The 11,484-nt window shown below is 66.1% G+C and carries 10 protein-coding genes and 3 tRNA genes; 5 read left to right on the forward strand and 8 right to left on the reverse strand.

Features of this window, described 5'->3' with window-relative positions; genetic code table 11:
- Positions 1-165: 165 nt before the first annotated feature.
- A complete protein-coding gene (locus ACLD0W_RS18345) occupies positions 166-1,362 on the forward strand; it encodes a TAXI family TRAP transporter solute-binding subunit (protein WP_410308893.1) in 1,197 nt (398 codons plus the stop codon).
- A gap of 22 nt (positions 1,363-1,384) precedes the next feature.
- Complete coding sequence (locus ACLD0W_RS18350) at positions 1,385-3,316, forward strand: TRAP transporter permease (protein ID WP_410308894.1); 1,932 nt, start codon at positions 1,385-1,387, stop codon at positions 3,314-3,316.
- Positions 3,317-3,349: 33 nt separating this feature from the next.
- Here ACLD0W_RS18350 and ACLD0W_RS18355 read toward each other — a convergent pair whose 3' ends face one another.
- From ACLD0W_RS18355 to uvrY, 7 genes are all read right to left on the reverse strand, one after another.
- The gene (locus ACLD0W_RS18355) at positions 3,350-3,982 is read right to left on the reverse strand and encodes a TetR/AcrR family transcriptional regulator (RefSeq protein ID WP_410308895.1); all 633 of its coding nucleotides are present in this window, start codon (positions 3,980-3,982) and stop codon (positions 3,350-3,352) included.
- Positions 3,983-4,056: 74 nt separating this feature from the next.
- Positions 4,057-4,143, reverse strand: a tRNA-Leu gene (locus ACLD0W_RS18360).
- A gap of 46 nt (positions 4,144-4,189) precedes the next feature.
- Positions 4,190-4,263, reverse strand: a tRNA-Cys gene (locus ACLD0W_RS18365).
- A gap of 70 nt (positions 4,264-4,333) precedes the next feature.
- Positions 4,334-4,409: transfer RNA gene (locus ACLD0W_RS18370), tRNA-Gly, on the reverse strand.
- Positions 4,410-4,511: 102 nt separating this feature from the next.
- Entirely contained in the window at positions 4,512-5,117 is a 606-nt protein-coding gene (gene pgsA / locus ACLD0W_RS18375; protein WP_410308896.1) for a CDP-diacylglycerol--glycerol-3-phosphate 3-phosphatidyltransferase, read from the reverse strand.
- A gap of 99 nt (positions 5,118-5,216) precedes the next feature.
- Positions 5,217-7,040, reverse strand: coding sequence for an excinuclease ABC subunit UvrC (uvrC, locus tag ACLD0W_RS18380; RefSeq protein ID WP_410308897.1), 1,824 nt, complete (start codon positions 7,038-7,040; stop codon positions 5,217-5,219).
- Positions 7,041-7,106: 66 nt separating this feature from the next.
- The gene (gene uvrY, locus ACLD0W_RS18385; protein WP_410308898.1) at positions 7,107-7,760 is read right to left on the reverse strand and encodes a UvrY/SirA/GacA family response regulator transcription factor; all 654 of its coding nucleotides are present in this window, start codon (positions 7,758-7,760) and stop codon (positions 7,107-7,109) included.
- Positions 7,761-7,969: 209 nt separating this feature from the next.
- On the opposite strand from uvrY, the gene ACLD0W_RS18390 reads away from it, so the two are divergent.
- From ACLD0W_RS18390 to ACLD0W_RS18400, 3 genes are read left to right on the forward strand one after another with little or no spacing between them, the layout of a single operon-like run.
- Positions 7,970-9,649, forward strand: a complete 1,680-nt coding sequence (locus tag ACLD0W_RS18390; RefSeq protein WP_410308899.1) for a carbon starvation protein A — start codon at positions 7,970-7,972, stop codon at positions 9,647-9,649.
- The gene (locus ACLD0W_RS18395) at positions 9,646-9,930 is read left to right on the forward strand and encodes a cory-CC-star protein (protein ID WP_410308900.1); all 285 of its coding nucleotides are present in this window, start codon (positions 9,646-9,648) and stop codon (positions 9,928-9,930) included. Before ACLD0W_RS18390 ends, ACLD0W_RS18395 begins: the two co-directional genes overlap by 4 nt.
- A gap of 3 nt (positions 9,931-9,933) precedes the next feature.
- Complete coding sequence (locus ACLD0W_RS18400) at positions 9,934-10,956, forward strand: ArsA family ATPase (protein ID WP_410308901.1); 1,023 nt, start codon at positions 9,934-9,936, stop codon at positions 10,954-10,956.
- Between the two features lie 12 nt (positions 10,957-10,968).
- Here ACLD0W_RS18400 and ACLD0W_RS18405 read toward each other — a convergent pair whose 3' ends face one another.
- Positions 10,969-11,250 (reverse strand): putative quinol monooxygenase, encoded by a 282-nt coding sequence (locus ACLD0W_RS18405; protein WP_410308902.1) that lies wholly within the window; start codon positions 11,248-11,250, stop codon positions 10,969-10,971.
- Positions 11,251-11,484 lie beyond the last annotated feature (234 nt).

Consider the following 11,484-nt stretch of genomic DNA (forward strand, 5'->3'; position numbering starts at 1 on the left):
GCCATCCGTCTTAAAATAACAACCAACTTGTTTGATTTAAGAAAACGATTTTAGTGGTTGCGGCCATCGAAACCCGGCTTTAGCCTGACAAATGTCAGCAACGAAAGACTGTTTCGTTTTTCATAAGAGAACCGCCATCAAAACCACAAGAACAAGGAGCATTCGATGACAACAATCACCTTGAAACAGATGCTTGGCAGCGCCCTGTGTGGCGGCGCGCTGCTGCTGTCGGCGCCCGCCCTGGCCGACGACGGTTCCTTCGAATGGCCGCGGCTGCTGGTCATCGGCACGCCGGGCACCGCCTCCGGCAGTTTTATTTCCACCAACGCCTGGGCGCCGCTTCTGCAGAAGGACGTGGGCACCGTGGTGCGCATCGTCCCCGAGGACAGCGAGACCATGCGCTATCGGCGTCTTACCGACCGCAAGGACATCGCCATCAGTTCGGTGACCGCCGCCGAAATGCGCTTCCAGGTGGAAGGCGTGGGCGGTTACATCAATACCGTGCCGGCGCCTCAGCGCATCGTCTGGCACCATAACGATTCGCCCTGGGGTTATGTGGTGTCCGGCGATTCGGACCTGCAATCCCTGGACGACCTCAAAGAGGGCAAGCACCGGGTGGCCCAGGGCATGTTCTCGCCGCCAATGACGGTGGCGGTGCGCGAGGCCCTGCCCGCTTTCCTGGGTCTGTCCGAGGCGCAAACCGAAGAGCACTTCCAGTTCGTGCCCGCCAGCAGCTACGCCGAAAACTGCCGATCAGTGGTGGAAGGCAAGGCCGACGTGGCCTACTGCGCCACCATCAGCGCGGTGGTCTCCGAGATGGAAGGCGCCCCCGGCGGCATCCGCTGGCTGCCCATGGAACAGAGCAATACCGAAGGCTGGCAGCGCTATCTGCAGCACCGCCCGATGCTGGTGCCCACCACCATCGATCAGGGCGTGGACTCCGCCCGCGGCGTGCAGGGTGCCACCTCCAATTTCCTCTACACGGTACCCGCCGGCGCCGACGATGCGCTGATCTACAACCTGTCCAAGTGGATGCACCAGTCCTACGACCAATACAAAGGCAAGCATCCCCTGGCCGCGCGCATGTCCCTGGAACAGTTCCGCGCCTATCTGGACCGCACGCCCCTGCCGGTGCACGAGGGCACGGTGAAGTACCTGCGCGAAATCGGTGAATGGAGCGAGCAGGACGAGCAAAACAATCAACAGGCCATCGAGAAGATGGACCGCTGGATCGCCGCCCGCCGCGCCGCCGTGGAAGAAGCCCGCCAGGCCGACGTCAAGGTGGACTTCCAGAACCCGGCGTTCCTGGACATCCAGGACAAGCATACCGACGGTCTGGACGGCTTCCGCTCCAGGATCTGACCGCCTCTCCGGAGCGACGCTTATGAACACTTCCGTTTCCACCGTCGAGGACCCGGCACCGCAGCCGGAGATCAGCCGCCTGGGGGACCTGTTCTCCTGGCAGAGCATCCTGTTCGTGGTGCTCTGCTCGGCGGGTCTGCTCACCGGGCTGGCCTACGTGTTCGGGCTTAACTGGGACGGCCAGCGGCTGCTGGAGGGCCAGTACTACTGGATCTTCATCGGCCTGTTCGTGGCCGCCGCCTTCATCGCCCTGCCCGCCTACAAGGGCCAGCAGCACATTCCGTTCTACGATCTGGTGGCCTCGGCGGTGGCCATGGGCATCAGCTTCTACTACTCCCTGCACGCCTGGGACATGGTGCAGAGCGGCTGGGCCCATGTGCCCACCGCGGTGGTGATCTGGCTGCTGATGATGGAGCTGGCCCGGCGCAGCGGCGGGCTGCCGTTCCTGCTGGTGGTGGCCCTGCTGGGCAGCTACCCGCTGGTGGCGGACCGTTTCCCGGGGCTGTTGATGGGCATTCCCTACGACTTTGACCGCATGATCGACGCCCATATTTTCCGGGCGGAAGGGATGATGGGCATCACCACCAAGATCGTGGCGGAGATCATCCTCGGCTTCCTGGTGTTCGCCGGGGTCCTGATCGCCACCGGCGCCGGCCAGTTCTTCATCGACCTGGCCAACGCCGGCTTCGGCCGTCACCGGGGCGGGCCCGCCAAGGTGGCGATCGTGGCCAGCGGCTTCTTCGGCAGCCTGTCCGGGTCGATCTTCTCGAACATCGCCGGCACCGGTTCGATCACCATTCCGGCCATGAAGAAGTCCGGCTATCCGCCCCACTACGCCGGAGCCATCGAGGCCTGCGCCTCCACCGGCGGCGTGGTGATGCCACCGGTGATGGGCGCCATCGCCTTCGTCATGGCGATCACCATCGGCGTGGGCTACGCCACCGTGCTGCTGGCGGCGGTGATTCCTTCGCTGCTGTTCTATTTCGGGCTGCTGCTGCAGGTGGACGCCTACGCCGCCAAGACCGGCATCAAAGGGCTCCGGAAGGACGAGCTGCCGGCCATGAAAGGCGTGCTCAAGCGCGGCTGGCCGTTCCTGCTGGTGCTGTCGTTCCTGGTCTGGGGGCTGCTGTACATGCGCTGGGAATACTACGCGCCCTGGTACGCGGCGGCGCTGATCGTGGCGCTCTCCTACCTGCAGAAGGACACCCGCCTGACGCCGGTGAAGCTGTTCAAGGCACTGCGCCAGATCGGCTTTCTGGTCACCCAGACCGCCGCCATCATCCTGCCGGTGGCGTTCGTGGTCAGCGCGCTCACCATCACCGGGGTGACCGGCTCGGTGACCTCGGGGTTGATCGCCCTGGGCGGCGAGAACCTGTATCTGATCCTGTTCTTCGGGGTGCTCGCCTGCTTCATCATGGGCATGGCGGGGCTGGCCATCGTCGCCTACATCTTCCTGGCGGTGACCCTGGCGCCGGCGATCATCGAGGTGGGCGGGCTGAACACCGTGGCGGTGCACTTCTTCATCGTTTACTACGCCATGCTGTCGGTGATCACGCCACCGGTGGGCACCGCCGCCTTCCTGGCCGGCACCATCGCCGGCAGCAACCCGATGCGCACCTGCTTCACCGCCATGCGGCTGGGCGTGGTGATCTATTTCGTGCCGCTGTTCTTCCTGTTCCAGCCGGCGCTGGTGCTGCAGGGGGATCTGACGCCGCTGGTGTACATCCTGCCGTCCATCGTCGCCGGTATCGTGCTGATCTCCGGCGGTCTGGAAGGCTGGCTGCTGGGCGCCGGCCGGGTAAGGCGCTGGTGGCGGCCGGGGCTGGTGGTGGCGGGCTTTATCTTCAGCTTTCCGTCGCTGATGAGCACCGTGATCGGCGGCGTGCTGTCGCTGCTGTTCGCCGCCCTGGTGTGGTGGGACAACCGCCGCGACCCGGCGGTGCAGGCCACCTGAGCGAAGCGATGATGCCGGTGAGGCGCGCGGCGTTCAGCCGCGTGCCAGCTCCTCGATCATGGCGGCCACCCCGACGGCCACGGTACGCAGCATCAGATCGTCGTCGATGTCGCGCCCCAGCCAGTCGCGCATGGGGGCGAAGGCGGAGATAAAGATAATCAGGTTGGCCATCACCTCGGCGCGCCGATCCTGCTCCGGCAGGCCGGCGCGCTCCCTCAACCGCGCCGCCAGCGAGGCGATCACCGCCTCGTCCCGGGCGCGCATGGCGCGCCGGTCGTCGGCCTGCAGATAGGGCACGGACCGGTACACCAGCAGCGTGCCCTGGCGCTTGTGGCTCCAGGTTTCCTTCAGGTATTCAGCGATGATGTCGGTCAGCGCCCGGTCGCCCTGCCGGCTCAACCGTTCCGCCAGGGACGGCACATCGTGCTCGAACCAGAGACGATTGAGCAAACGACGGAGAATGTCGTTCTTGTTGGCGATGTAGTCGTAGATGCTGGCCTGATTGACGCCCGAACGGGCGCAGATGTCGCGGATGGTGGTGGAGGCGAAGCCCTTTTCCAAAAACAGGTCCAGCGCCGCGTCGCAAATCTGCTCCAGGCGCGCCTCGGTCAGCGCCGGGTCCTGAACCTTGCCGACCACCGCCTCGGTCAATTTTTCTTCTTTCATGCTGCCCCGCCTGCGTCGCCACCACGGACCGCTGTTCCCGAGGGCGGGGACGGCTGCGATGGAAGGAGTAAAGATGGTGCGGGTAGCCGGAATCGAACCGGCACGGCCGCGAGGCCGAGAGATTTTAAGTCTCTTGTGTCTACCAGTTTCACCATACCCGCGTAACAGGAAAGGCTACCTGTGTAACGCGGCCCGGTGAAGCGGAAATGGAGGCGCGGGTCGGAATCGAACCGGCGTACACGGAGTTGCAGTCCGCTGCATAACCACTCTGCCACCGCGCCGTTAACCTGGGGAATAAAAAACCCCGGTATGAACCGAGGTTCTTTTGAATCCTGGAGCTGATTCTAAAACTGGAGCGGGAAACGAGATTCGAACTCGCGACCCCAACCTTGGCAAGGTTGTGCTCTACCAACTGAGCTATTCCCGCTTTGTCACGTCCGGGGGTCTCCCCTCAACGCGAAGCCGCATTCTACCCGAGCGGCCCCCTCTGTCAAGCCTGTTTCTTCTGTGCTTTCAGTGCCTTGGCCAATTATTCACCACGGCCGGCGCCACGAAACTGGGGGGCGGCGGCGCGCAGATAGCGGTACATGGACCACAGGGTCAGGGCGGTGGCCAGATACAGCGCCGCGTAGCCGATCCACAGCCCCGGCGTCATCACGATGTCGCCGTTGGCGGTGTGGGCGGGCTTGAGCGCCAACAGCACGGTGATCGAGCCCATCTGCGCCACGGTCTTGATCTTGCCCACCGAGCTCACCGCCACCCGCGCCCGCTGGCCCAGTTCCGCCATCCACTCGCGCAGGGCGGACACGGTGATTTCCCGGCACACGATCACCATGGCCGGCACCGACAACCACAAGGTGGCGTGCACCTGCACCAGCATCACCAGGGCCACCGCCACGATCAGCTTGTCTGCCACCGGGTCCAGAAAGGCGCCGAACGGGCTGGTCTGGCCGAGCCGCCGGGCCAGGTAGCCGTCCAGCCAGTCGGTGAGACCGGCGGCCAGGAACAGGCCGGCGGCCATCACATCGCTGCCTTTGGTGGGCACATAGAACACCAGCACCAGTACCGGAATCGCGGCCACGCGGATCAGAGTAAGGATGTTCGGCAGATTCAGAATCGGAGCGTGCTTGGACATGGGTACGTCTATGCTCTATGCCAGGGCGCGAAAAACGCGAGTATATCGGAAAGCGACGCGGCTCTCATCGCGGCGTGGGCGGAAACCGGCCCGGCGCCATTATTCATGGAACCAGTTGTACAGCGTCTCGGCGGTCTGGGCATTGATACCCTCCACCCGCGCCAGCTCCTCCCGGGAAGCATTGCGCAGCTGCTTGAGCCCGCCGAAGTGGTTGAGCAGCGCCTTGCGGCGCTTGGGCCCCACCCCGGGAATATCTTCCAGACCGGAACGCCGCGCCTTGCCGCGCCGTGCCCGGTGGCCGGTGATGGCGAACCGGTGGGCCTCGTCGCGGACCTGCTGCAACAGATGCAGCGCCGGGCTGGCGCCGCCGGGCACCAGCTCGCGACCGTCGGGAAGATACAGCACTTCCAGGCCCGGGCGCCGGGTCGGTCCCTTGCCGATGCCCATCACCAGCACCCGATTATCCAGCTGCAGTTGCTGGATCACCGTGAAGCAGCGCTGCATCTGCCCCTTGCCCCCGTCAATCAGCAGCAGGTCCGGCAGCTTGCCCTCCTCCTTGACCACCCGCTGGTAGCGACGGGTCACCGCCTCCTCCAGGGCCTGGTAGTCATCGCCGCCCTGGTCCGGGGTGACGTTGAAACGCCGGTAATCGCTCTTGCGGGCGCCCTGCTGGTCGAACACCACGCAGGAGGCCACCGCCTTTTCGCCGCGCGTGTGGCTGATGTCGAAGCATTCGATGCGACGGATCGGCGCGTCCGCTTCCAGCAGCGTTTCCAGGGCATGGAAACGCTGCTCCAGATGCTCGCGGGCGGCCAGGTCCGCCTGTAGCGACTGCTCCGCGTTGGTGCGCGCCATGTTCAGCCAGGCGGCGCGCTGGCCGCGCACCCGTTGGGCCAGGCGGATACGCCGCCCCAGCCGGGTGGCCAGAGCCTCCTGCAGCGCCTCGCCGCCGGGCAGTTCGTGGGGCACCACGATCTCGCGGGGAATCGACTGCTCGTCGCGCTCACCCAGGTAATACTGCGCCAGAAACGCTTCCAGGATCTCGGTGACGTCCTCCTCGCCGCGGGTGTCCGGGCGGAAGCTGCGGTGGCCCAGCACCCGGCCCTGACGCACCATCAACACCTCCACCACCGCCAGGCCGTGGCGGGTGTCCACCGCCACCGCGTCCACGTTGCCGCCCCGGTCGGTCTCCACGTTCTGCTTTTGCTGCACCGACTGGATCGCCGCCAGTTGATCGCGCAGTTCGGCGGCGCGTTCGAAGTCCAGGTCGGCGGCGGCCCGCTCCATGTCGGCGGTGAGCTGGTCGGTGACCTGTCGGCTGCGCCCGGACAGAAAGTCCATGGCCAGTTCCACCTGCTCCTGATAGCCCTCGCGGGTCACATAGTCCACGCAGGGGGCGGTGCAGCGGCGGATCTGGTATTGCAGGCAGGGGCGCGTGCGATTGCGGAAAAAGCTGTCCCGGCAGTTGCGCACGCGAAACACCTTCTCCACCAGGGCCAGGGTATCGCGCACGCTGCCGGCGCTGGGATAAGGCCCGAAATAGCGGCTGCCGGGGCGCCGCTTGCCGCGATGAAAGGTGATGCGCGGGTAATCGTCGGCGGTGGTGACCTTGATGTAGGGGTAGGATTTATCGTCGCGCAGCAGGATGTTGTAGGGCGGGCGCAACTCCTTGATCAGGGACTGCTCCAGCAGCAGGGCCTCGGCCTCGCTGCCGGTGACGGTGGTCTCCACGCCGGCGATGCGCGACACCAGCGCACGGGTCTTGGCGCCGGTCAGGTTTTTCTGGAAATAGCTGCCCAGTCGGGCCTTCAGATCGCGGGCCTTGCCCACGTACAGGACCTCGCCGGCGGCGCCGATCATGCGATAGACACCCGGCTTGCGGGCGCAATGGGCCAGAAACTGCTTGGCGTCGAATTCGGGCAAGGACGGCTCCGGACGGAGCGGCAAAGGCCGCTGGAATGCACAGGACGCCGATTGTAACAGGGAGGGTCAGAACATGCCGAGGCCGTTGGTATCCACCATGCCGTGGCGCACCGCCACCAGGGCCAGCTCCACGTCGCTGTCGATACCCAGTTTGTCGAAAATCCGGTAGCGGTAGGTGTTGACGGTTTTCGGCGACAGGCACAACTGGTCCGCCACGTCCTGCACCTTATGGCAGTTCACGATCAGCATCATGATCTGCAGTTCACGCTCGGAAAGCAGGTCCAGCGGCGCCAGATCCGGCGGTGAGAACGACCGCAGCGCCATGGCCTGGGCGATGTCCGGGCTGATGTAACGCTGGCCGGAGAACACCACCTTGATGGCCCGGGTCATTTCCTCCAGGTCGGCGCCCTTGCTGATGTAGCCGGCGGCGCCGGCCTGCATCAGGCGCGACGGAAACGGCTCCGCCTCGCACACGGTCACGGCGATCACGCGCAGCCCGTCGTCCTGGCGCATCATCCGCCGGGTGGCTTCGAGGCCCCCCATGCCGGGCATCTTGATGTCCATCAGCACCACGTCCGGGCTCAGGTCGCGCACCATCTCGATGGCGTCCTCGCCGGAACGCGCCTCGCCCACCACGCGGATGCCTTCCTGGTCGCCGAGCATCCGGCTGATGCCGGTTCTGACCAGGTCGTGGTCGTCGACCACCAGTACTTTTATCATCGTTTTTCGTCCCCCACTTGACGTCCCTGATAGAGGCGGTCACAGCAACGACAAAGACTAGCGCGAAGCCACCGCGCTGCCTAGGGCCGCGCCGCTTTAAGACCATGGTCGTATTGACCCCGGTAAAGGGGCCGATCGGTTTGACCCTCCCCGACCGGGCGGTCATCCTGGGCCCGGTATCGGCCGAACCGACAACAAGGATAACGCCCATGAGTGCGATTCTGCTCCTGGTATTGGGCCTCGGCGGCATGGCGGCGGGTTACTTTATCTATTCCCGCTTCATCGCCGACAAGGTCTATAAGCTCGACCCCGACTTCAAAACCCCCGCCCACGAATTCGAGGACGGCGTGGACTTCGTGCCCACCAACCGATTCGTGCTGTGGGGCCACCACTTCACCTCCGTGGCCGGCGCCGCGCCCATCGTCGGGCCGGCCATCGCCGTGATCTGGGGCTGGCTGCCCGCCTTCCTGTGGGTGGTGCTGGGCACCATCTTCTTCGCCGGCGTGCACGATGCCGGCGCGATCTGGGCGAGTATCCGCAACCGCGCCAAATCGGTGGGCGCGCTCACCGGTGAAGTGGTGGGCGGCCGCGCCCGCATCGTCTTCATGATCGTCATCTTCCTGGTGCTGCTGATGGTCAACGCGGTGTTCGGCGTGGTCATCGCCAAGCTGCTGATCAACACCCCCGGGGCGGTGGTGCCGGTGTGGGGCGCCATCGCCGTGGCGCTGGTGATCGGCCAGCTGATCTACCGCCGTATGATCGGCCTGGGGCTGGTGTCGGTGATCGGCGTGGCCTGCCTCTACGGACTGATTTTCCTGGGCCCGCAGGTGCCGATCTCGCTGCCGGAGACCACCGCCGGGCTGTCCGCCAACGCGATCTGGATTCTGATTCTGTTCGGCTACGCGGCGGTGGCCTCGCTGCTGCCGGTGTGGATGCTGCTGCAGCCCCGTGACTACATCAATGGCCTGCAGCTGTTCGTCGGCCTGATTCTGCTCTACGCCGCGGTGCTGATCGCCAATCCCACGGTGGTGGCGCCGATGATCAACACCGACCTGCCCATGGACACGCCGTCCATGATTCCGCTGCTGTTCGTGACCATCGCCTGCGGCGCCATTTCCGGCTTCCACGGCCTGGTGGCCTCCGGCACCACCTCCAAGCAGCTGAACAAGGAAACCGACGTGCGCTTCGTCGGCTACTTCGGCGCGGTGGGCGAAGGCGCCCTGGCCCTGGCCGCGATCATCGCCGCCACCGCCGGCTTCGCCTCCCTGGCGGACTGGCAGGCGGTGTACTCCGCCTTCGGCCAGGGCAGCCTGACCGCCTTCGTGGACGGCGGCGCCCGTATTCTGGCCGCCGGCACCGGGCTCAGCAGCGAGGTGGCGGCCACCCTGCTCACCGTGATGGCGGCCCTGTTCGCCGGCACCACCATGGACACCGGCCTGCGCCTGCAGCGCTACATCTTCCAGGAGTGGGGCGAAATCTATAACCAGCAATGGATGCGCAAGCCGTTCCCGGCCACCGCCCTGGCGGTGATCAGCTGCCTGGTGCTGGCGTTCGGCGCCGGCGGCGCGGACGGCTCCGGCGGTCTGCTGATCTGGCCCCTGTTCGGCACCACCAACCAACTGCTGGCCGGCCTCACCCTGCTGGTGGTGACGGTGATGCTGGTGCGCCGTGGGCGCCCCACCCTGTTCACCCTGGCGCCGCTGATCTTCCTGCTGGTGATGACCCTGCTGGCGCTGCTGATCCAGCTGAAGGGCTTCTACCTGAAGGAAAACTGGTTCCTGCTGGGCCTGGACCTGGTGGTACTGGTGGCGGCGGTTCTGGTGACCCTGGAATGCACCGCCGCGCTGCGCCGGCACAAGAAACTGCGCGAGGAGGAGGTCCGCTCTTGAGCGGGCCGCGCATCCTCGGCCGGCTGAAACACTGGAGCCGGCAGGCCGGCCGTCTGGGGGCGGAGTACTACAACGCCCCCTACCGGGCCGCCATCGCCCGCGCCCGCCGCGACGAGCAGGACCTGTTCATGCTGCTGGTGTTCGCCGAGACCCTGGGCATTCCCAACCCGGCCGGCTGGTACACCCTGGAACTGCAGCCTTTGCTGCTGGACCGGTTCCATGACTGGCACCAGCGCATGGGCCTGCCCCATTCGCCGCTGGACCAGTTCCGCTGCTGCTGAACCATGCCTGAAGCCCACCCCACCGAACTGAACGTCACCGCCCTGCTGGACAGCCGTCGCCTGCTCATGGTCGGCGGCAAGGGCGGCGTCGGCAAGACCACCACCGCCTCCGCCCTGGCGCTGGCCGCCGCCGGCCGTGGCCGGCGCGTGCTGCTGGTGTCCACCGACCCGGCGCACAGCCTGTCCGACGCCTTTGGCCGCCACATCGGCGACCGGGAAACCGCCCTGGCGGAGAACCTGTTCGGCCTGGAAATCGACCCGGACCGGGAGGTGGACGCCCACCTGGAGACGGTGCGCGCGCGCATGGCGCGCTTCGCCGCCGCCGACCAGCGCCCGGAACTGGAGCGCCAGCTGCGTCTCAGCCGCCAGTCCCCCGGCGCCCAGGAAGCGGCGCTGCTGGAACGCCTGACCACCCTGATGGACGAGGACCAGCGTTACGATCTGATCGTGTTCGACACCGCCCCCACCGGCCACACCCTGCGGCTGCTCAGCCTGCCGGAAGTGATGGCCGCCTGGACCGAGGGCCTGCTGCGCCAGAACCGGCGCAGCGAACAGCTCGGCAAGGTACTCGGCCACCTGAGCCCGGGCCGCGACGTGGAAAGCCTGACCGGGGAACCGGAAGAGCGCGAACTGGAGGGCCTGGACGACCGGGCCCGGGGGCTGGCGGCGCCGCTGCTGGAACGGCAACGGCGCTTCCACCGGGCCCGCCGGCGGCTGCAGGACGCGGCGCACAGCGCCTTTTTGTTTGTGCTGACGCCGGAAAAGCTGCCCATTCTGGAAACCGAGCGGGCGGTGGCCAGCCTCACCGAGGCCGGCATCCCGGTGGCCGGCGCCATCGTCAACCGGGTGCTGCCGGACGACGCCGAAGGCGCTTTCTTTCGCGCCCGCCGCGAACGGGAGCAGCGCCACCTGGCGGACATCGAAACCCGCCTGGGCGCCCTGCCCCGTCACCATCTGCCGCTGCTGGCCGACGACATTCAGGGCCGTGAAGCGCTGCAGGCGTTCGCCGCCCGCCTCACCGGCTGACCACCCGGGGACTCAGTCCTTCAGCGCGAACAGCTTCACGTCCGGGCGGCCGGCCAGCAGGCCCTTGAGGCCGCCGCCCAGTGCCTTCATGTGGTCCCGGTGGGCCTGCAGCGCGGCCTCGTCGGTGTATTGCTCATAGATCAGCAGGGTGTCGGCGTCGTCCAGGGACTGGTGCACCAGATAGCAATGGTTGCCTTCTTCCTTGACCACCTCGGCGGCGATCTTTTGCATGGCGGCCACCAGGGCGTCGCCCTGGCCCGGCGTGGCGGTCATTACGGCGGTAATCCCAATCATGGTGCTCTCCCGTTCTCGCAAAAATTTTATTGAAATGCTGTTCCGCATACTGGCAGCCGATGGCGCCGCCGGCCATGGCCTGTTGCGTCGTTGATCGGGGCAAAGACGTTCCGGCGCGTGTAAAAAAAAGTTTATCGCGCTTTGACGGGAAATCGATGCGGGAGGCATCTATCCGGGACGCGGATCTGTGTGGGGGCCTTCCGGGAACGCCGCGAGTACGTCCCTGTAGGCTCC

The sequence above is a fragment of the Alloalcanivorax sp. C16-1 genome (assembly GCF_046507805.1).
Taxonomy (GTDB): Bacteria; Pseudomonadota; Gammaproteobacteria; order Pseudomonadales; family Alcanivoracaceae; genus Alloalcanivorax.

What these genes read in the sequence shown, in the direction of transcription:
- ACLD0W_RS18345 (WP_410308893.1), top strand. Translation starts at nt 166, where the DNA reads ATGACAACAATCACCTTGAAACAGATGCTTGGCAGCGCCCTGTGTGGC.
- ACLD0W_RS18350 (WP_410308894.1), top strand. Translation starts at nt 1,385, where the DNA reads ATGAACACTTCCGTTTCCACCGTCGAGGACCCGGCACCGCAGCCGGAG.
- ACLD0W_RS18355 (WP_410308895.1), bottom strand. Translation starts at nt 3,982, where the DNA reads ATGAAAGAAGAAAAATTGACCGAGGCGGTGGTCGGCAAGGTTCAGGAC.
- pgsA (WP_410308896.1), bottom strand. Translation starts at nt 5,117, where the DNA reads ATGTCCAAGCACGCTCCGATTCTGAATCTGCCGAACATCCTTACTCTG.
- uvrY (WP_410308898.1), bottom strand. Translation starts at nt 7,760, where the DNA reads ATGATAAAAGTACTGGTGGTCGACGACCACGACCTGGTCAGAACCGGC.
- ACLD0W_RS18390 (WP_410308899.1), top strand. Translation starts at nt 7,970, where the DNA reads ATGAGTGCGATTCTGCTCCTGGTATTGGGCCTCGGCGGCATGGCGGCG.
- ACLD0W_RS18400 (WP_410308901.1), top strand. Translation starts at nt 9,934, where the DNA reads ATGCCTGAAGCCCACCCCACCGAACTGAACGTCACCGCCCTGCTGGAC.
- ACLD0W_RS18405 (WP_410308902.1), bottom strand. Translation starts at nt 11,250, where the DNA reads ATGATTGGGATTACCGCCGTAATGACCGCCACGCCGGGCCAGGGCGAC.